17 protein-coding genes are annotated in these 19,581 nt (G+C 65.9%); 16 read left to right on the forward strand and 1 reads right to left on the reverse strand.

Features of this window, described 5'->3' with window-relative positions:
* The first annotated feature begins 43 nt into the window (after window positions 1-43).
* The 10 genes from zapE (at window position 44) to AC3WON_RS16550 (ending at window position 9,342) form a co-directional block, all read left to right on the forward strand.
* Entirely contained in the window at window positions 44-1,141 is a 1,098-nt protein-coding gene (gene zapE / locus AC3WON_RS16505) for a cell division protein ZapE (RefSeq protein WP_013957184.1), read from the forward strand.
* A 105-nt stretch (window positions 1,142-1,246) separates the two neighbouring features.
* Window positions 1,247-3,817, forward strand: a complete 2,571-nt coding sequence (locus AC3WON_RS16510; protein ID WP_492352277.1) for a heavy metal translocating P-type ATPase — start codon at window positions 1,247-1,249, stop codon at window positions 3,815-3,817.
* Between the two features lie 3 nt (window positions 3,818-3,820).
* Complete coding sequence (ccoS, locus tag AC3WON_RS16515) at window positions 3,821-3,967, forward strand: cbb3-type cytochrome oxidase assembly protein CcoS (protein WP_010809469.1); 147 nt, start codon at window positions 3,821-3,823, stop codon at window positions 3,965-3,967.
* Window positions 3,968-4,122: 155 nt separating this feature from the next.
* Window positions 4,123-5,571, forward strand: a complete 1,449-nt coding sequence (gene ccoN / locus AC3WON_RS16520) for a cytochrome-c oxidase, cbb3-type subunit I (RefSeq protein WP_492352278.1) — start codon at window positions 4,123-4,125, stop codon at window positions 5,569-5,571.
* An 18-nt stretch (window positions 5,572-5,589) separates the two neighbouring features.
* A complete protein-coding gene (gene ccoO / locus AC3WON_RS16525; protein WP_492319912.1) occupies window positions 5,590-6,252 on the forward strand; it encodes a cytochrome-c oxidase, cbb3-type subunit II in 663 nt (220 codons plus the stop codon).
* Window positions 6,253-6,255: 3 nt separating this feature from the next.
* The gene (locus AC3WON_RS16530) at window positions 6,256-6,420 is read left to right on the forward strand and encodes a cbb3-type cytochrome oxidase subunit 3 (protein WP_010809472.1); all 165 of its coding nucleotides are present in this window, start codon (window positions 6,256-6,258) and stop codon (window positions 6,418-6,420) included.
* A gap of 2 nt (window positions 6,421-6,422) precedes the next feature.
* On the forward strand, window positions 6,423-7,340 hold the full coding sequence (gene ccoP / locus AC3WON_RS16535; protein WP_492319913.1) for a cytochrome-c oxidase, cbb3-type subunit III: 918 nt from the start codon (window positions 6,423-6,425) through the stop codon (window positions 7,338-7,340).
* 49 nt (window positions 7,341-7,389) lie between these two features.
* A complete protein-coding gene (gene ccoG, locus AC3WON_RS16540; RefSeq protein ID WP_492319914.1) occupies window positions 7,390-8,862 on the forward strand; it encodes a cytochrome c oxidase accessory protein CcoG in 1,473 nt (490 codons plus the stop codon).
* 28 nt (window positions 8,863-8,890) lie between these two features.
* Complete coding sequence (locus AC3WON_RS16545) at window positions 8,891-9,100, forward strand: hypothetical protein (RefSeq protein WP_492319915.1); 210 nt, start codon at window positions 8,891-8,893, stop codon at window positions 9,098-9,100.
* Entirely contained in the window at window positions 9,097-9,342 is a 246-nt protein-coding gene (locus tag AC3WON_RS16550; RefSeq protein WP_013957176.1) for a hypothetical protein, read from the forward strand. The genes AC3WON_RS16545 and AC3WON_RS16550 overlap by 4 nt, the downstream gene beginning before the upstream one ends.
* Before the next feature lie 62 nt (window positions 9,343-9,404).
* Here AC3WON_RS16550 and fnr read toward each other — a convergent pair whose 3' ends face one another.
* Window positions 9,405-10,130, reverse strand: coding sequence for a fumarate/nitrate reduction transcriptional regulator Fnr (gene fnr, locus AC3WON_RS16555; RefSeq protein ID WP_010809477.1), 726 nt, complete (start codon window positions 10,128-10,130; stop codon window positions 9,405-9,407).
* 78 nt (window positions 10,131-10,208) lie between these two features.
* Between fnr and AC3WON_RS16560 the strand changes: the two genes are divergently transcribed.
* The 6 genes from AC3WON_RS16560 (at window position 10,209) to infB (ending at window position 19,525) form a co-directional block, all read left to right on the forward strand.
* The gene (locus AC3WON_RS16560; protein ID WP_492319916.1) at window positions 10,209-10,967 is read left to right on the forward strand and encodes a sulfite exporter TauE/SafE family protein; all 759 of its coding nucleotides are present in this window, start codon (window positions 10,209-10,211) and stop codon (window positions 10,965-10,967) included.
* A gap of 568 nt (window positions 10,968-11,535) precedes the next feature.
* Window positions 11,536-12,390 (forward strand): SMC-Scp complex subunit ScpB, encoded by an 855-nt coding sequence (gene scpB, locus AC3WON_RS16565; RefSeq protein ID WP_492319917.1) that lies wholly within the window; start codon window positions 11,536-11,538, stop codon window positions 12,388-12,390.
* 5 nt (window positions 12,391-12,395) lie between these two features.
* Window positions 12,396-14,285, forward strand: coding sequence for a 23S rRNA pseudouridine(2605) synthase RluB (gene rluB, locus AC3WON_RS16570; protein WP_492352279.1), 1,890 nt, complete (start codon window positions 12,396-12,398; stop codon window positions 14,283-14,285).
* A 299-nt stretch (window positions 14,286-14,584) separates the two neighbouring features.
* Window positions 14,585-15,073 carry a ribosome maturation factor RimP gene (gene rimP / locus AC3WON_RS16575; RefSeq protein ID WP_492319919.1) on the forward strand — a complete coding sequence of 163 codons (489 nt, stop codon included), beginning with the start codon at window positions 14,585-14,587 and terminating at the stop codon, window positions 15,071-15,073.
* The gene (gene nusA, locus AC3WON_RS16580; RefSeq protein ID WP_010809482.1) at window positions 15,070-16,545 is read left to right on the forward strand and encodes a transcription termination factor NusA; all 1,476 of its coding nucleotides are present in this window, start codon (window positions 15,070-15,072) and stop codon (window positions 16,543-16,545) included. The genes rimP and nusA overlap by 4 nt, the downstream gene beginning before the upstream one ends.
* 91 nt (window positions 16,546-16,636) lie before the next feature.
* Window positions 16,637-19,525, forward strand: coding sequence for a translation initiation factor IF-2 (gene infB / locus AC3WON_RS16585; RefSeq protein ID WP_492319920.1), 2,889 nt, complete (start codon window positions 16,637-16,639; stop codon window positions 19,523-19,525).
* The last annotated feature ends 56 nt before the right edge of the window (window positions 19,526-19,581 follow it).

Below are 19,581 nucleotides of genomic sequence, written 5' to 3' on the forward strand. Positions count from 1 at the left end.
GCCCCGTTTTCACTTGCGGCCCGTGCCGCAGGAACCCGTCAGCATGAACGTCACCGAGTACTACGAGAAGGAACTGAAGGAGCGCGGCTACCAGTCCGACGAAGCGCAGCTGCGCGCCGTGGCCCGGCTGCAGCAGTGCTACGACGAATGGGTGGCCTACAAGAGCCGCCGCAACAATGCGCTGAAGAAGCTGCTGGTCCGTCCCGACGTGCCCAAGGGCGTCTACCTGTGGGGTGGGGTGGGGCGCGGCAAGTCCTTCCTGATGGACAGCTTCTATACCTGCGTGCCGGTGGTGCGCAAGACGCGGCTGCATTTCCATGAGTTCATGCGCGAGGTCCATCGCCAGCTCGAAGAGCTGCGCGGGCGTCCCGATCCGCTGGATGAGCTGGCCAAACGCATCGCGCGCCGCTTCCGGCTGATCTGCTTCGATGAATTCCACGTCAGCGACGTCGCCGACGCGATGATCCTGCATCGGCTGCTGCAGCAGATGTTCGAGAACGGCGTGCAGTTCGTGATGACCTCCAACTACCGCCCGGACCTGCTGTATCCGGATGGCCTGCACCGCGACCGCGTGCTGCCGGCCATCGCGCTGCTGCAGCAGAAGCTCGATGTGCTCAACGTCGACGCGGGCATCGACTATCGCAAGCGCGCGCTGGAGCAGGTGCAGGCGTACCACACGCCGCTCGGCGCCAAGGCCAGTTCCGCGCTGCGCGACGCCTTCACCTCGATCGCCGGCGTGGCCGACGAGTCGCCGCTGCTGCATATCGAGCATCGCGAGTTGCGTGCGCTGCGCAAGGCCAACGGCGTGGTGTGGTTCGACTTTGCCACGCTGTGCGGCGGCCCGCGCTCACAGAACGACTACCTGGAGCTGGCGTCCCAGTTCCACACCGTGATCCTGTCCGACGTGCCGCGCATGACGCCACGCATGTCGTCCGAGGCACGCCGCTTCACCTGGCTGATCGATGTCTTCTACGACCACAAGGTCAAGCTGCTGATGTCGGCGGAAGTGCCCGCGGACGAACTCTACACCGAAGGCCAGATGGCCAACGAGTTCCATCGGACCGTATCGCGCATCATCGAGATGCAATCGCGCGAATACCTGGAATCCGAGCGCCGCACCATGGATACCACGCTCACCTGAGCGTTGTTTTCCGGCCCGGCGCGACGATTGCCGGGCCGCATTGACCTATATCAAGGTCGATTCGGGGACCCGCATATACCCTCCATCGGGTAGAAAAAGGTTCCCATGTCGTCGCCCCCAGTCACCAGTCCTTCAGCCAGCTTGCTGGCACCGTACCCGCCGTCCGCGCTCCGTGATGCCGTGGGCCCGGCTGCGTCCGGCGCCGGTGCGCGGCTGGCCTGCTTCCATTGCGGCCTGCCCGTCACGGACACCGAGCCGCTTGCCGCCGAGCTGGACGGCAGCCGCCGGGTGTTCTGCTGCGGCGGTTGCCAGGCATTGGCGCAGACCCTCCATGCGGCCGGCTTCGCCCACCTGTACGGGGATGAAGCCCGCTTCGCCCGTCCCATCGACGACGACGCCCGGCGCGAGGCCGAACCGATCTGGGCCGCCTACGACACCCCTGAGCTGCGCGCCCAGTTTGTCCGCCCGCTGGACAGCGGCCGCGCCGAGATCACGCTGGCGCCCGAGAACATCCGCTGTGCCGCCTGCGCGTGGCTGATCGAACAGCACCTGAGCCGCCAGCCGGGCGTTGAGTCCGCGGTCGCCAATGTCGCCACGCGGCGCGTGGTGGTGCGCTGGCGCGACGGCGCCCAGACGGTGGCGGGGCTGCTAGCCGCGCTGGCCGGCATCGGCTACATGGCCTGGCCGTTCGAAGTCTCGCGCACCGACCAGCAGGACCGCCGCGCGCGCCGCGGGCTGCTGATGCGCATGGCGGTGGCCATGCTCGGCATGATGCAGGTCATGATGTATGCGTGGCCGATCTACACGCACGAGGCCACCATCGACCCTGGCCAGCTCCAGCTGATGCGCTGGGCCAGTTTCGCCCTGACGCTGCCGGTGGTGTTCTATGCCGCCTCGCCGATCTTTGCCGGTGCCTGGCGCAGCCTGCGCCAGCGCCACATGGGCATGGACGTGCCGGTGGCGATCGGCATCGGCGCCGGCTTTGCCGCCAGCGCGCTGGCCACGGTGCGCGGAGTGGGCGAGGTGTATTTCGATTCGGTGACGATGTTCGTCGCCTTCCTGCTGCTGGCCCGCTACCTGGAACTGCGCGTGCGCCAGGCCTCGCGCAGCGGCGCCGAGATGCTGGCGCGCCAGCTGCCGGCCACCTGCGAGCGGCTGGCCGCCACCGGCGGCGCCGGCGAGCGTGTGCCGGTCGCGCGCCTGCGCGCGGGCGATCTGATCCGCGTCAAGGCCGGCGAGATCGTTCCCGCCGATGGCGCCGTGGTGGCGGGCGCGAGCGAACTCGACGAATCCATGCTGACCGGCGAGAGCCGCCCGGTGCGCCGCGCCGCCGGCGAGACCGTGCTGGCCGGCAGCTTCAATACGGCAAGCCCGCTCGAACTGCGGATCACGCGCGTCGGCGCCGGCACCCGCCTGGCCGAGATCGTCGCCGTGCTGGACCGCGCGCTGGCTGAAAAGCCGCGCCTGGCCACGCTGGCCGACCGCGTCGCGGGCTGGTTCGTGGCGACGCTGCTGGTGCTGGCGGCGCTGACCGGGCTGGTGTGGGGCCTCTGGATCGATCCGTCGCGCGCCTTGCTGGTGACGATTGCGGTGCTGGTGGTCAGTTGCCCGTGCGCCTTGTCGCTGGCAACGCCGGCCGCACTGGCCGCGGCCGGTGCGGCGCTTTCGCGCCGCGGCGTGCTGCTGACACGCGGCCACGCGCTGGAGACGCTGGCGCGCGTCACCGACGTGGTCCTCGACAAGACCGGCACGCTGACCGAAGGGCGCTTTGCCGTGGCCGCGGTCGAGCCGCTGGCTGACGCCGATCGGACCCGATGCCTGGCGCTGGCCGCCGCGATGGAGCGCGGTGGCGAACATCCGATCGCGCGTGCGCTGGTGGCCGCGGCGCAGGGTAACGCCGGCATGCCGCTCCAGGTGTCCGACATGCGCAACGTCCCGGGCCAGGGCCTGGAGGCGATCGTCGATGGCCAACGCCTGCGGCTCGGCCGCGCCGACTTTGTCGCGGCGCTGGCGCCCGACAGCGGCCAGGCACCGGACACCTGGCGCAGCGACGCGGACCATCCTGGCGCCACCGTGGTGTGGCTGGGCGCGCCAGCGGGTCCGCTGGCGCGCTTCGTCCTGGCCGATGTGGAGCGGACGCAGACGCCGCAGTTGCTCACGCGGCTGCGCGAACTGGGCGTGCGCTGCCACCTGGTATCGGGCGATCACGCCGAAGCGGTCCACTGGTGGGCATCGCACTTCGGCATAGCCTGCGTGGCCGGCGCGGTCACCCCGGAAGGCAAGCGCAACTACGTCGCGCGGCTCCAGCAGGGCGGGGCGGTGGTGCTGGCCGTGGGCGATGGCATCAACGATGCGCCGGTGCTGGCGCAGGCCCAGGTGTCGATCGCCATCGGCAGCGGCGCGCCGCTGGCCCAGGCCGGTGCGGACGCGGTGCTGACGCACGGCGGCGTGGCCGAGATCGCCACCGCATTGGCGGTGTCGCGCCGGACGCGCCGGGTGGTGCGCCAGAACCTGGGCTGGGCCTTCTTCTACAACGTGGTGGCCATCCCGCTCGCAGCGACGGGGCTGGTCACGGCCTGGATGGCCGGCATCGGCATGTCGCTGTCGTCGTTGCTGGTGGTGGCCAATGCCTGGCGCCTGCTGCGCGCCGGCAAGCCGCGCCACAAGGGAGTCTGACTGATGGAAACGCTTTACCTGCTGGTGCCGATGAGCCTGGTGCTTGTCGTGGTCATCGCGGGCGCGCTGTGGTGGGCCCTCCATGCCGGGCAGTACGACGACCTGGACCGGCCCGCCGAATCGATCCTGCTGGACAACGACAAGCCATGAACCTGCCGCGCGGCGCGCCCTCCGACCGGGGTCCAGCACGCAGGTTCCATGCATGCCCTGAGCGACTTGATAAAGATCAACGCACACGCAGCATGGTTTTTCTAAAGTCACACTGTCAGTAGGTTTTTTCTTTTCTCTAAGCTTTGGGGGTCTGAATGGATGTCACTGCCGCGTCTTCACGCGTCGACACCTTCAATTACGGCGTCGTAAGACAGTTCGCTGTCATGACGGTAGTCTGGGGGATCGTCGGCATGGCCGTCGGCGTGCTGCTGGCAGCACAGCTGATCTGGCCCGAACTCAATTTCAACACACCCTGGCTGTCGTTTGGCCGGCTGCGGCCGCTGCATACCAATGCGGTGATCTTCGCCTTCGGCGGCAGCGCGCTGTTCGCGACCTCGTACTACGTGGTTCAGCGCACCTGCCAGGCTCGCCTGTTCTGCGGCCCGCTGGCCGCGTTCACGTTCTGGGGCTGGCAGCTGGTCATCGTCGCCGCCGCCATCACGCTGCCGCTGGGGATCACCAGCTCCAAGGAATACGCGGAACTGGAATGGCCGATCGACCTGCTGATCACCGCGGTCTGGGTGGCCTACGCGATCGTGTTCTTCGGCACCATCGTCAAGCGCAAGACCCGGCATATCTACGTCGCCAACTGGTTCTTCGGCGCCTACATCCTGACCATCGCGCTGCTGCACATCGTCAACAACATCGAGATGCCGGTGTCGCTGTGGAAGTCCTACTCGGCCTATGCCGGCGTGCAGGACGCGATGATCCAATGGTGGTACGGCCATAATGCCGTGGGCTTCTTCCTGACCACCAGCTTCCTGGGGATGATGTACTACTTCATTCCCAAGCAGGCCGAGCGCCCGATCTACTCCTACCGCCTGTCCATCGTCCACTTCTGGGCGCTGAACTTCACCTACATGTGGGCCGGCCCGCACCACCTGCAGTACACCGCGCTGCCGGACTGGGCACAGTCGCTGGGCATGGTGTTCTCGCTGATCCTGCTGGCGCCGTCGTGGGGCGGCATGATCAACGGCATCATGACCTTGTCGGGGGCCTGGCACAAGCTGCGCACCGACCCCATCCTGAAGTTCCTGGTGGTGGCGCTGTCGTTCTACGGCATGGCCACGTTCGAAGGCTCGATGATGTCGATCAAGACCGTCAACGCGCTCTCGCACTACACGGACTGGACCATCGGTCACGTGCACTCGGGCGCGCTGGGCTGGGTCGCGATGATCTCGATCGGCTCGCTCTACTACCTGATCCCGCGTCTGTTCGGCGAGAAGCAGATGTACAGCGTCAGGATGATCGAATGGCACTTCTGGATCGCGACCATCGGCGTGGTGCTGTATATCGCCTCGATGTGGATCGCCGGGGTGATGGAAGGCCTGATGTGGCGCGCCACGCAGCCTGACGGCACGCTGACCTATGCCTTCGTCGAAGCAGTCAAGGCCAAGTACCCGTTCTACCTGATTCGCTTGCTGGGTGGCCTGTGCTTCCTGTCCGGCATGCTGCTGATGGCCTACAACGTGCTCAAGACCATCGTCGGCAAGCCCGCCGTGGATGCGCCGATTCCGGCCAGCATCACTGCCTCTGCCCACTGATCAATCCAGGATAGAAAGATGTCCGACAAACAACGCTTCTTTTCCCACGAAACGCTGGAGAAGAACATCGGCTGGCTGATCATCTGCACGATCCTCGTGGTCAGCATTGCGGGTCTGGTCCAGATCGTGCCGCTGTTCTTCCAGCACTCCACCACCGAGCCGGATCCGGGCATCACCCCGTATTCGCCGCTGCGGCTGATGGGCCGCGATATCTATATCCGTGAAGGCTGCGTCGGCTGCCACTCGCAGCAGGTCCGCACGCTGCAGGCCGAGACCGAGCGCTACGGCCACTTTTCCACGGCGGGCGAGTCGGTCTACGACCACCCGTTCCTGTGGGGCTCCAAGCGCACCGGTCCCGACCTGGCGCGCGTGGGCGGGCGCTACTCGGATGACTGGCAGCGCATCCACCTGCGCAATCCGCGCGACGTGGTGCCGGAATCGGTGATGCCATCGTACCCGTGGCTGGAAAGGGCCGAGCTGCCCACCAACGACATCCAGGCCCGCATGCGCGCGCTGGTGCGCCTGGGCGTGCCGTACACGGATGCCGAGATCGCCAAGGCACCGGACGAGCTCAAGGGCAAGACCGAAGAAGATGCGCTGGTTGCCTACCTGCAAGGCCTGGGTACCAACCGCCGCAACGTCCGCGTGGATTCCGCCGCGGCCGCGGCACCCAAGGAGTAAGCCATGGCCATGATCACTGCCATTGCGACCGTCGTGTCGATGGTCGTCTTCCTGGGGATCTGCTGGTGGGCCTGGTCCGCCGGCCGGCAGGCCGCCAACCGGGAATCCGCCATGCTGCCGTTCGCGCTGCCTGACGAAACCACGACAACATCGAGCCGGAACACCTAGCCATGAGCGATTTCATTTCCGAATTCTGGAGTTATTACATTGCCGCTATCGCGCTCATCGGCATCGTCTGGTGCGTGTGGCTGCTGTTCTCGCAACGCAAGGTCGCCAAGACCGCCGGCGGCACTGAAGACACCGGCCATGTCTGGGACGGTGACCTGCGCGAGCTGAACAACCCGTTGCCGCGCTGGTGGATGTGGATGTTCCTGCTGGCCTGCATCTTCAGCCTGGCCTACCTGGTGCTGTACCCGGGACTGGGTTCGTATGCCGGCGTGCTGAAGTTCTCCACGCAGGGCGAACTTGCCGCGCACCGCGCGGCGCAGGAGAAAATGCAGAACGAGATCTACGCCAAGTACCTGAAGATGGACGTCAAGCAGGTAGCGGCGGATCCGCAGGCGCGCGAGATCGGCCAGCGCCTGTTCCTGAACTACTGCGCACAATGCCACGGCTCGGACGCGCGCGGCAGCCGCGGCTTCCCGAACCTGACGGACAGCGACTGGCTCTATGGTGGCGAACCCGACATCATCCAGCAGACCATCACCAAGGGCCGCAATGGCGTGATGCCGCCGTTTGCCGCGGCCATCGACGCCAAGCAGGCGGGCGACGTGGCGCAATACGTGCGCTCGCTGTCGGGCCTGTCGTCGGACCCGATCCGTGCGTCGCGTGGCGAGGGCGCCTTCAAGACGACCTGCGTGGCATGCCACGGCGCCGGCGGCAAGGGCAACCAGGCGCTCGGCGCGCCCAACCTGGCGGACAACGTCTGGCTGTATGGCAGCTCGGAAGGCAGCATCGTCGACGCCATCCTGAAGGGCCACAACAACCACATGCCCGCGCATGAGGAGATCCTGACGCCTGAACGCATCCGGATGCTGACGGCCTATGTCTGGGGTTTGTCCAACACTGGGGGCGGAGCCGGGCAATGACCGACGACTCATGTGAGCGGGCGCTGGCAGCTCGCGGGAGAGCATGCCCATGAACGCACCCGGGACCGAAGAAATGGCCCGGGCGGCCGACCTGCAACGGTCGGCCGCTGCGCCGGGCGAGACCTCTGACGAAACGCTCTACGAGGTCCGCCGCAAGATCTACCCGCGCTCGGTGACGGGCGCCTTCTCCAGCTGGCGGGTCTGGCTGGTGATCCTGACCCAGCTGATCTACTACGGCACGCCCTGGCTCCAATGGAATGACCGCCAGGCCGTGCTGTTTGACCTTGGCGAGCGCAAGTTCTACATCTTCGGGCTGGTGCTGTGGCCGCAGGACGTCATCTACCTGGCGGTGCTGCTGGTCATCTCGGCGCTGGCGCTGTTCCTGTTCACGGCGATCGCGGGGCGGCTGTTCTGCGGCTATGCCTGTCCGCAGACGGTCTACACCGAGATCTTCATGTGGATCGAGCGGCGGGTCGAAGGCGACCGCATCGCCCGCATCCGGCTCGACGGCGATCCGTGGAGCCTGCGCAAGTTCCGTCTCAAGGCGACCAAGCACTTCCTGTGGGTGCTGATTGCGCTCTGGACCGGCTTTACCTTCATCGGCTATTTCGCACCGATCCGCGAACTGGGCGGCGAGGTGCTCAGCCTGTCGCTGGGGCCGTGGCAGTCGTTCTGGATGCTGTTCTACGCGTTCGCCACCTGGGGCAATGCGGGCTTCATGCGCGAGCAGGTGTGCAAGTACATGTGCCCGTATGCGCGCTTCCAGAGCGTGATGGTGGATCGCGATACCTATGTCGTGACCTACGACGTCGGCCGCGGCGAGCCGCGCGGCAGCCGGTCGCGCAAGACCGACCACCACAAGGCGGGGCTTGGCGACTGCGTCAACTGCAGCATCTGCGTGCAGGTGTGCCCGACGGGCATCGATATCCGCGACGGCCTGCAGTACGAGTGCATCGGCTGCGGCGCCTGCATCGACGCCTGCGACCAGGTCATGGACAAGATGGCATATCCGCGCGGCCTGATCCGGTACACCTCGGAAAACGCGATGCGCAAGGGCTTGTCCGCGGCGGCATCGCGCAAGCGCCTGCTGCGCCCGCGCGTCGTTATCTATTCCGTGATCTGGGTGGCACTGCTGGCCGGGTTCATGGCTTCGATCGCGCTGCGCACGCCGCTGAAGGTCGACATCATCCGCGACCGTGGTGCGCTCGGCCGTGAAGTGGAAGGCCGCTGGATCGAGAATGTCTATCGCCTGCAGCTGATCAACACCACCGAAGCGCCGATGCAGATCAGCGTGCGCGCCGACAGCGACGAATTGAAGAACCTGACGGTGGAATACGACAAGCAGGCCGAATCGCTGGCGCCGACGTCCAACCGGTTGCTGCCGATCCGGATCCGCGTGCCGATCGAGGCCGCGGCGCAGGGCACGCACAAGATCAACGTGACAGTGACGAGCGAAGGCACGGAGCGGGGGCATGCCGAAATCCGGCAATCCACCAGTTTCATCGTGCCGCGCGATTTGTGAAGCTAGTCGTCAAGATGAAGGGGGCAAGATGAGTCAGCAAGGCAATCCGTGGTGGAAGGAGCCGTGGCCGTGGCTGTTGATGAGCGGCCCGCTGGTGGCGATGGTGGCGTGCGGCGTGACAATCTGGCTGGCATCCACGCATCCGGACATGCCGGTGCAGGGTGCAACGCGCCATGGCCTGGTGGTCGAGAAGGTCGACGCCGCGCCGCCCAAGGCTGCCGCTGTGAGGCAGCCATGAGGTTGCGCTGGCTGATGTGGGTACTCTGGCCGGCGTTCCTGATGGCTGGGTTTGCGACCGCGACGGTGTTTTCGGTGGTGGATCCCGGTGACCTGAACTTCTTCGGCCAGCCGATCGAAGCGTCCCGCGAATCGGTCTACACCATCGGCTTCCTGATGGCCTGGGTGTTCTGCGCGTTGTCCAGCGGACTGACGCTCTACACCATGCCGACGCGGCTCAGCGATACCGACGAACTGGAGTAAGCGGGCTGCCGTGAGGCCTGCGCTGTCATGGCCGGATGCGGCCATGACAGCGCCTTGGCCGCTTAGCAGGAGCGGCTGTAGAGTTGCTTGATGCCGTCGATGTCCACGAGCTTGACGTGGCGCTGGCGAATCTGGATCAGGCCGGCTTCGGCAAAGCGAGAGAACAGGCGGCTGACGGTTTCGAGCTTCAGGCCCAGGTAGCTGCCGATCTCTTCGCGGCTCATGCGCATCACGAACTCGGACGCCGAATAGCCGCGCGCCGACAGGCGCTCAGAGAGGTTGATCAGGAAGGCGGCAAGGCGTTCCTCGGCGCGCATCGAGCCCAGCGTGACCAGCATCAGTTGGTCATGCGTGATTTCCTTGCCCATCAGGCGCAGGAACTGCTGCTGCAGCGACGGCAGGTCTGCCGACAGCGATTGCAACTCGCTCATGCGGACCACGCAGACTTCGGTGTCCTCCAGCGCGGCGGCATCGGAGGCATGCTGCATCTCGCCCAGCCCGTCGAGACCGACAATTTCGCCGGGCAGGTGGAAGCCGGTAATCTGCGAGCGGCCGTCTTCAGTGGTGACGTGGGTCTTGAGCGTGCCAAAGCGCACGGCATAGACCGCGGTGAGCGGATCGCCCATGCGATACAGGGTTTCACCCTTGTGCACACGGATGCGTTCCTGAACCAGCGTGTCCATCTTGGCAAGGTCTTGCTGCGACATGCCGACCGGAAGGCACAGCTGCCCCATCGCACAGGTGGAGCAGCGGGGTGACATCTCGGTAATGGGAATGGAGGTGAGCAATTGGAACCTGCTAGAAATGGCAGCGAGGGCGCGATAAGGACATTTTACCGTGCGATGTGATGTGGTAGGGAGTGAGAATTGACATTTGGCGTACTGATCAGCGTTTTTCTGCTGGCTTTGCTGGGCGGGGTCCACTGCGCTGCCATGTGCGGCGGCGTGGCGCTGGCCGTGGAGCAACGCCGCGGGGCGGCGGCCACGATCAGTCTTGTGCCCAGCCGTGCCGCCTGGCTGGGCGAGTTGCTGATAATGCACCTGGGCCGGATCTCGACCTATATGCTGCTTGGGGCCGCGCTGGGCGCGGTCGGTGCTTCGGCGTGGAAGCAGGACTATCTGCCGGTGCAGCGCTGGCTGTTCGGCGCAGGCAGCGTCATGCTGCTATGGTCGGGCTGGCGGTTGCTGCGCGGCAACACTTTTACCGTCGACTGGCTGGAGCGGCTGGCGGCGCGTGCCGGCGCAACGGTGGCGCGCCGGCTGGCTGGCGTGGCACGCGGCATGCCGTCGTTTGTGCGCGCACGCGGCGGCCTGGCGCGGCGATATGGCGTGGGCCTGGCGTGGGGACTGGTGCCGTGCGGCATGGTCTATGGGGCGCTCACGCTGGCGCTGCTGGCGGGAAATGCGGCGTCCGGCGCACTCGTGATGGGCGTGTTCGGGCTCGGCACACTGCCTAACCTGCTGGTGCTCTCCGGCCTGTCGGGCTATTTGCGTACGCTGTCGCGACGTCCCGGCGTGCGCCTGGGTGCCGGCCTGGCGGTGATGGCGTTCGGCGGCCTTGGCATTGCGCGAGCGGTGCTGTTGCCACATTCGCTGGCCGAGCATGGATTCTGCCTGGTGTTCTGAGGCGCCGGCGCCGCGCGGGCAACGGATGATGGTTGCAGGCGGGGGCGGGAATGCCATACAATCGCCAACATTGCGGTATCGCGCGGCGTCTTGTGAGCCGCGGTAAGCAGCGGGCGAGCAGCGCCAGGCGGCCTTCATACCAGAAGGCGAGTTCAGGGCAGGGGAAGCGGAAGGTTTTCGATGCCCGTCCCGTCCCCAAAGTCCATCCGGTTCAAAAGATCTGGTTCAAAAGTCCGGCTGGCACTGCGGTGTTGGCGATGCCGGCCTTGCTCCCGATACCCGTTTTTCTTGCGTCCGAGGCCTTCAGTTCGCTGACAGCGACGTCCGATATGTGCGGACGCGCTACGCAAGAGGTTCGCTGGCTGGCCCATAACGGCATGCGAACGATCTCCTGCCGGAACGCCCGGCAACTCGATGCAAAGATAGGGAAGTGCACGGCTTGGATGCAGCAGGTATCCGGCTAGCTGCGCAATGAGATGGCGGTGGCTTTCGCACCGCTGTATCCAAAATCTCCGGTGCCCCGGATCCGTCCGGGAGCAGGTGCAAAGACAGGCTGCACACCATCAACATGAATACCCAAGAGGCGAAGATCGTCCTCGAGACGGCGCTGATCTGCGCGCAGGAACCGCTGCGCGTCAATGATCTGCGGCGGCTGTTTGACGACGACGTCGGCGCAGACACCATCCGCGTGCTGCTTGATGAACTGCGCCAGGACTGGCGGCCGCGCGGCGTGGAACTGGTGGCGCTGGCCAGCGGCTGGCGCTTCCAGAGCCGGCCGGAAATGCGTGAATACCTGGATCGGCTGAATCCTGAAAAGCCGCCAAAATATTCGCGCGCGGTGATGGAAACACTGGCGATCATTGCCTACCGGCAGCCGGTGACCCGCGGCGATATCGAGGAAATCCGCGGCGTGACGGTCAGCACGGAAGTCATCAAGAAGCTTGAGGACCGCAGCTGGATCGAGGTGATCGGACACCGCGACGTGCCGGGCAGGCCGGCGCTGTATGCGACCACCAAGGCGTTCCTGGACGATCTTGGCCTGCGTACGCTGGATGAGCTGCCGCCGCTGGAAGATGCCCAGGCGCAGGCGCAGGCAACCCTGCTGGAACAGCAGGCCATCAATTTTGAAGACCTGGCTGCAAACAAGGCGGCCAGCGCCGACGAAGAGGCTTTTGCCGACCCCGCCGCGCACGCAGCGGATGTGGCTGAAGCATCCGTCGCAAACGAAGCCGAGACGACCGGCCCGGTCGACCAAGGCGCCAATGGCTTTGACGCGCAACCGCTGCAAGCTGCAGCCGACGATGCCGCCGAGGCCGCTTCCACCGAACCAGCCGCACCCAATCCGGACGGGGCGCGGGGCGATTTGCCGGACAACGGCACCCCGCCGCACCCGAGCGAGCACGACGAGCGCGTGCCGAACTGAACAACATGCAACATCCGATAGTGAATATCTTGTCTGATTCCGTTGAGCAAGACACCCGCAATGCGGGCGCACCCGCCGACACCGGCGCCGCAGAACCCGGATCGGGCAGCGAAGCCGCGCCCCGCCGCAAGGGGCTGCGCCGCGGGCTGAGGAACCTGGTCGCATCGCGCCGCCAGGCACAGGACCGCGGCGAGGGCGCCGAAGGCGCCGGCGGCCAGGCCGATGCCGGTGAAGCGGGCGCCGCACAGGCGGCGGGCGGTGCGCGCGCTGGCCAGCGTGGCCGCGGCAAGCGCAAGACGGGGCAGGGCGAGGGCGGCCAGGGTAGCCAGGGCGGCCAGGGCACCAGCAAGGCAGACAAGGTGGACCGCGCGGCCAGGGCCGAAGGCACCGACAAGCCCGAGCAGCCCGGCCGCAAGCGCAAGCCGGTCCAGCGCTCGGGCAAGGCGGCAGCGCCGGGCGAGGCGCAGGGCACCGGCGCGCGGCAGCAGGGCCGCCGCAAGGATGGCGGCAAGCCGCAGGCGCCCCGCAAGGGCCAGGGCGGCGGGGACAAGACCGCGGCGAGCAGCGAAGACCTGTTCCGCTTCGTGATCTCCGAGCAGTACGACAACGAAGACACCGTCATTCCGCGCACCAAGGCCAAGCCGGTGCGCGAGCTGTCGGCCGACGACGACGCGCCCAAGCTGCACAAGGTGCTGGCCGAGGGCGGGCTGGGCTCGCGCCGCGAGATGGAAGAACTGATCCTGCAGGGCCGCGTTTCGGTCAACGGCCTGCCGGCCCATATCGGCCAGCGCATCCTGCCGGCGGACCAGGTCCGCGTGAACGGCAAGCTGATCCACCGCAAGGTGTCGACCAAGCCGCCGCGCGTGCTGCTGTACCACAAGCCCGCCGGCGAGATCGTCAGCCAGTCCGATCCGGAAGGCCGTCCGACCGTGTTCGACAGCCTGCCGCGCATCAAGGCCGGCAAGTGGGTCGCAGTGGGCCGCCTGGACTTCAATACCGAAGGCCTGCTGATCTTCACCACCTCGGGTGACATTGCCAACCGTTTCATGCATCCGCGCTATGGCGTGGAGCGCGAGTACGCGGTGCGCACGCTGGGCGAGCTGGCCGAGGCCGACCGCCAGCGCCTGCTGCATGGCATCAAGCTCGATGACGGCGAGGCCAACTTCCTGCGTATTGCCGACGGCGGCGGCGAAGGCGTCAACCAGTGGTATCACGTGGCCCTGACCGAAGGCCGCAACCGTGAAGTGCGCCGCATGTTCGAGGCGGTCGGGCTGACCGTGTCGCGCCTGATCCGCACCCGCTACGGCCAGTTCCTGCTGCCGCGTGGCCTCAAGCGCGGCCGCTGGCAGGAAGTCGAGCCGAATGACGTCAAGGCGCTGATGGCCGGTGTCGGCCTGAAGGTGCCCGGCAAGGGCGAGCAGGCTCCCAAGGGCGCCACCAAGGTAGGCGGGCGCAAGCAGCGCACCGAAGCCGCGATTGCCGGCATGCCGATGCCCACGGGCATGGACGGCCTGCCGCGCTTCGACCAGGGCGGCGCCCGGGGCGGTAGCGGCGGCCGCAGCAGCCAGCCGGACCCGATGAAGACCTCGATGGGCTATATCACCCACGGGCCCACCTTGCTGACCTCGCACGCGGCCAATCTGGGCGGCGGGCGCGGCACTGGCGCACGCCAGGGGCGTGGTGGCGCCGGCATGGGCGGCATGGGTGGCATGCGCGGTCAGGGTGGTCAGGGTGGCCTGGGCGGCCAGGGTCAGGGCAAGCCGCGTCGCGGCGGCGGCGAAGCCAACGGCAATGTGATGCCGAAGGCGTCGAAACCGGGCGGCAACCGTTCCCCGCGCGGCGGTAGTGGCAGTGGCGGCGGCAACCGTGGTGGCAACCGCGGCGGCAACCGATAAGCGCTGATTGCGGCGCATGGCGGGCTGAACGCCTGCCGGCGCCGGATCGGTGCGCGGAAATGTCTGGCTTTTGCCTTTTCGACATAATCCGCGTATAATTCAAGTCTATTCAAAAAGCCATCCTCGTCGAGGATGGGCGAATGATGGGCATTGCGCCCATTTTTTTTTGGTTCGCCCGTTTTTCGGTTCTCTCCGCTGGAGCGGGGGATGGCGGACAGGCAGGGCTGCAGCAGGGTCGTCCCGGACGGCACCGGCGGGTTTGCCTGCCACGGTGTTGATGGCCATTACTCGGGATAACAGTGCATCTGGCAGATTTGATCGAAACCACCCTAAGCGGCATGGGATATGAGCTGGTCGAGCTCGAGCGTGCCCCGGCCGGATTGCTGCGTGTCTATATCGATCAGCCTGAAACCGGCATTGCCATCGAGGATTGTGAAAAGGTGAGCCGCCAGCTCACCCACGTGTTCACGGTCGAGAACGTCGACTATGAACGCCTCGAGGTCTCGTCGCCCGGGCTGGACCGGCCGCTGAAGAAGCTGGCCGACTATGTCCGCTTTGCCGGCGAGGAGGTGCGCGTGACGCTGCGCCTGCCCGTCAACGGACAGAAGAACTTCACAGGCATCCTGCGCGAGCCCACCGGCGCGGCGGGCGAGGAGATGATTGGCCTGGAGTTCGAAGGCAAAGATGGCCCGGCGCTGCTGGAATTTGCCGTATCCGATGTCGACAAGGCACGCCTGGTGCCGGTGATCGACTTCAAAGGAAATCAAAGAAAAGGGAACAAGCAATGAGCCGCGAAGTTCTGTTGCTCGTCGATGCGCTTGCGCGTGAGAAGAACGTCGACAAGGATGTGGTATTCGGTGCCCTGGAGGCGGCGCTCGCCTCGGCCACCAAGAAGCGTTTCGAGGAAGACGTGGATATCCGTGTCGCGATCGATCGCGAGTCGGGCGAGCATGAAACCTTCCGCCGCTGGCTGGTCGTTCCCGACGAGCTGGGCCTGCAAGAGCCGGACAAGCAGATCCTGCTGTTCGAAGCCCGCGATGAAAACCCCAGCATCGAGCTGGGTGACTTTATCGAGCAGCAGATCGAGTCGGTCGAGTTCGGCCGCATCGGTGCGCAGGCTGCCAAGCAGGTGATCCTGCAGCGCATCCGCGACGCCGAGCGCGAGCAGATCCTGAACGACTACCTGGATCGCGGCGAGAAGATCATGACCGGCACGGTCAAGCGCGCCGACAAGAAGGGCCTGATCGTCGAATCCGGCCGCGTGGAAGCGCTGCTGGCCCGCGACCAGATCATCCCCAAGGAAAACCTGCGCACCGGTGACCGCGTGCGTGCGTATATCCTGAATGTGGACCGCGCCGCGCGCGGCCCGCAGATTGAACTGTCGCGTACCGCGCCCGAGTTCCTGATCAAGCTCTTCGAGAACGAAGTGCCGGAAATGGAACAAGGCCTGCTGGAGATCAAGGCGGCTGCCCGTGATCCGGGCGTGCGCGCCAAGATCGCCGTGGTCGCGCATGACAAGCGCATCGACCCGATCGGCACCTGCGTCGGCGTGCGCGGTACCCGCGTCACCGCGGTGCGCAACGAGATCGGCGGCGAGGCCGTGGACATCGTGCTGTGGTCGGAAGACCCGGCGCAGTTCGTGATCGGCGCGCTGGCACCGGCACAGGTGCAGTCGATCGTGGTGGATGAAGAAAAGCACAGCATGGACGTGGTGGTCGACGAGGAAAACCTCGCCGTCTCGATCGGCCGCAGTGGTCAGAACGTGCGCCTGGCGACCGAGCTGACCGGCTGGCAGATCAACATCATGACGCAGGAAGAGTCGGCGCAGAAGCAGGCCGAAGAGAGCGATGTCGTGCGCAAGCTGTTCATGTCCAAGCTGGACGTGGATGAGGAAGTTGCCGACATCCTGATCGAGGAAGGCTTCTCCACGCTGGAAGAAGTGGCTTATGTCCCCATCAGTGAAATGATGGAGATCGAGGCCTTTGACGAAGACACCGTCAACGAGCTGCGCAATCGCGCGCGTGATGCGCTCCTGACGATGGAACTGGCCCGGGAAGAAAAGGTGGAAGAGGTGTCGCAGGACCTGCGCTCGCTCGACGGCCTCAACCCGGAACTGATCGGCAAGCTGGCCGAAGGCGATATCCATACGCGTGACGACCTGGCCGAACTGGCCGTGGACGAGCTGGTCGAGATGACCGGTGTCAGCGAGGAAGAAGCCAAGTCGCTGATCATGAAAGCACGGGAACATTGGTTCAACTGAGGGACACGGCCGGGCCAGCCTACACCTGGCCCGGGCGCGCTTTCCGCAACGATTTGTCCCGACGTAGAAACCAAGCATTGAAAGGGTTTGAATGGCAAGCACAACAGTTGCCCAACTGGCCGCAGAACTGAGTCGCAGCGCAGCTGCCCTGCTGGAACAATTGCAGGCGGCTGGGGTGGGCAAAGCGACGCCAGAAGACATCATCACGGAATCGGATAAGACCAGGCTGCTGGACTATCTGAAGCGTTCGCACGGCCAGGCCGACGACAGCTCCCGCAAGAAGATCACACTGACCAAGCGCGAAACCTCCGAGATCCGCCAGTCGGATGGCACTGGCAAGACCCGCACGGTCCAGGTGGAAGTGCGCAAGAAGCGCGTGCTGATCAAGCGCGACGAAGCTGCGCCCGATGCCCAGGCCGACGCGGTCGAAGCCCAGGCGCCTGTCGTCGATGCTGTCGAGGAAGCTCGCCGCGACGAGGAAGAACGCCAGCAGGCCGAACTGCTGGCGCGCCAGGAAGCTGAAGCCAAGGCCGCCCGCGAGGCAGCCGAGCGCGAGGAAGCCGAGCGCCGCGCCCGCCAGGAAGCGCTGGAGGCTGAACAGCGCCGCCAGGCCGAACTCGCCGCCCGCAAGGCGGAGGAAGAGGCTGCCGCGTCGCGCGCCGTGACCGAGGCCAACGAGGATTCCTCGCGCAAGAAGGCAGAGGACGAGAAGGCACGCGTCACCGCCGAACGCGCCGAGGCGCAGAAGGCTGCCGACGAGGCCAAGGCTGCCGCCGACAAGGCCCGCGCCGAGCAGGAAGTCGCTGCGCGCAAGCGCCGCGAGGCTGCCGAAGCCGAGGCCCGTGCGATCCAGCAGATGCTGAACGCGCCGCCCCGCGTGCTGAAGGCGCCGTCCGAGCGCAAGGCCGAAGAGAAGAAGGCCGAGCAGACCGGTACGCTGCACAAGCCGGTGAAGCCGGCCGGTGCGACCACGGAAGCGAAGAAGGACGACAAGAAGCCGGCCACCACGACCACGACCACGGCAACTGCCGACAAGAAGGGCAAGGTCGTGAAGGCGGGCTGGCAGGACGACAGCAGCCGCAAGAAGGGCAGCGGCCTGAAGACCCGCGGCGATACCTCGGGTGGCGTGGGCGGCTGGCGCGGTGGCCCGCGTGGCCGCGGCGGCAGGCAGCAACAGCATGACGACAGCCGCAGCAGCTTCCAGGCGCCGACCGAGCCGGTGGTGCGTGAAGTGCACGTGCCGGAAACCGTCTCGGTGGCCGACCTGGCGCACAAGATGGCCGTCAAGGCATCCGAGGTCATCAAGCAGATGATGAAGCTCGGCCAGATGGTGACCATCAACCAGGTGCTGGACCAGGAAACCGCCATGATCGTGGTGGAAGAAATGGGCCACAAGGCGTATGCCGCCAAGCTGGACGATCCGGAAGCGCTGCTGGTGGTGGGCGGTGAGGAACACACCGATGCCGAACTGCTGCCGCGTCCGCCGGTGGTGACCGTGATGGGTCACGTCGACCACGGCAAGACCTCGCTGCTGGACTACATCCGCCGCACCAAGGTGGCTGCGGGCGAAGCTGGCGGGATTACGCAGCACATCGGTGCCTACCATGTGGAAACCGACCGCGGCGTGATCACGTTCCTGGATACCCCGGGTCACGAGGCCTTCACGGCCATGCGTGCCCGCGGTGCCAAGGCGACCGACATCGTGATCCTGGTGGTGGCCGCCGACGACGGCGTGATGCCGCAGACCAAGGAAGCCATTGCGCATGCCAAGGCTGCCGGTGTGCCGATCGTGGTGGCGATCAACAAGATCGACAAGCCCGATGCCAACCCGGACCGCGTCAAGCAGGAACTGGTGGCGGAGCAGGTGGTGCCGGAAGAATACGGCGGCGATTCGCCGTTCGTGCCGGTTTCCGCCAAGATGGGTACCGGTGTGGAAGAGCTGCTCGAGCAAGTGCTCCTGCAAGCCGAAGTGCTGGAACTGACCGCTCCGGTGGATGCCCCGGCCAAGGGCCTGGTGGTGGAAGCCCAGCTGGACAAGGGCAAGGGCCCGATCGCAACCATCCTGGTCAGCAGCGGCACGCTCAAGCGTGGCGATGTGGTCCTGGCTGGCAGCGCCTACGGCCGCGTGCGTGCCATGCTGGACGAGAACGGCAAGCCGACCAAGGAAGCAGGCCCGTCGATCCCGGTGGAAATCCAGGGTCTGTCGGAAGTGCCTGCCGCCGGTGAAGAAGTGCTGGTGCTGCCGGACGAGCGCAAGGCACGTGAAATCGCGCTGTTCCGCCAGGGCAAGTTCCGCGACGTGAAGCTGGCCAAGCAACAGGCCGCCAAGCTGGAGAACATGCTCGAGCAGATGGCCGAAGGCGAAGTGCAGACGCTGCCGTTGATCGTCAAGGCCGACGTGCAGGGTTCGCAGGAAGCGCTGGTGCAGTCGCTGCAGAAGCTGTCGACCGCCGAAGTGCGCGTGCAGATCGTGCATGGCGGCGTGGGTGGCATCTCCGAATCCGACGTCAACCTGGCGACGGCTTCGAAGGCGGTCATCATCGGCTTCAACGTGCGTGCCGACGCTGGTGCGCGCAAGCTGGCCGAGCACAACGGCATCGATATCCGCTACTACAACATCATTTACGATGCGGTAGACGAGATCAAGGCGGCGATGTCGGGCATGCTGGCGCCGGAGAAGCGCGAGACCACCATCGGCCAGGTCGAGGTGCGCCAGGTGTTCCGCGTGCCGAAGATCGGTGCGGTGGCCGGCTGTATGGTCACCGACGGCCTGGTCAAGCGCAACTCGCTGGTGCGCGTGCTGCGCAACAACGTGGTCATCCACGACGGCGAGCTGGATTCGCTCAAGCGCTTCAAGGACGACGTCAAGGAAGTCAAGCAAGGCTTCGAGTGCGGTCTGTCGATCAAGAACTTCAATGATGTTCAGGAAGGCGACCAGCTCGAGGTGTACGAAATCACAGAGGTGGCGCGTACGCTGTAAGGCGTCGCAAGCAACGGCAGGCTTCGGCCTGCCGTTGTCATCTCGACCAGACTGTA

The organism is Cupriavidus sp. FW305-46, assembly GCF_058787075.1.

Bases quoted from the DNA above. Each gene is read 5' to 3' on its own strand.
- zapE (WP_013957184.1), top strand. From the start codon at position 44: ATGAACGTCACCGAGTACTACGAGAAGGAACTGAAGGAGCGCGGCTAC.
- AC3WON_RS16510 (WP_492352277.1), top strand. From the start codon at position 1,247: ATGTCGTCGCCCCCAGTCACCAGTCCTTCAGCCAGCTTGCTGGCACCG.
- ccoS (WP_010809469.1), top strand. From the start codon at position 3,821: ATGGAAACGCTTTACCTGCTGGTGCCGATGAGCCTGGTGCTTGTCGTG.
- ccoN (WP_492352278.1), top strand. From the start codon at position 4,123: ATGGATGTCACTGCCGCGTCTTCACGCGTCGACACCTTCAATTACGGC.
- ccoO (WP_492319912.1), top strand. From the start codon at position 5,590: ATGTCCGACAAACAACGCTTCTTTTCCCACGAAACGCTGGAGAAGAAC.
- AC3WON_RS16530 (WP_010809472.1), top strand. From the start codon at position 6,256: ATGGCCATGATCACTGCCATTGCGACCGTCGTGTCGATGGTCGTCTTC.
- ccoP (WP_492319913.1), top strand. From the start codon at position 6,423: ATGAGCGATTTCATTTCCGAATTCTGGAGTTATTACATTGCCGCTATC.
- ccoG (WP_492319914.1), top strand. From the start codon at position 7,390: ATGAACGCACCCGGGACCGAAGAAATGGCCCGGGCGGCCGACCTGCAA.
- AC3WON_RS16545 (WP_492319915.1), top strand. From the start codon at position 8,891: ATGAGTCAGCAAGGCAATCCGTGGTGGAAGGAGCCGTGGCCGTGGCTG.
- AC3WON_RS16550 (WP_013957176.1), top strand. From the start codon at position 9,097: ATGAGGTTGCGCTGGCTGATGTGGGTACTCTGGCCGGCGTTCCTGATG.
- scpB (WP_492319917.1), top strand. From the start codon at position 11,536: ATGAATACCCAAGAGGCGAAGATCGTCCTCGAGACGGCGCTGATCTGC.
- rluB (WP_492352279.1), top strand. From the start codon at position 12,396: ATGCAACATCCGATAGTGAATATCTTGTCTGATTCCGTTGAGCAAGAC.
- nusA (WP_010809482.1), top strand. From the start codon at position 15,070: ATGAGCCGCGAAGTTCTGTTGCTCGTCGATGCGCTTGCGCGTGAGAAG.
- infB (WP_492319920.1), top strand. From the start codon at position 16,637: ATGGCAAGCACAACAGTTGCCCAACTGGCCGCAGAACTGAGTCGCAGC.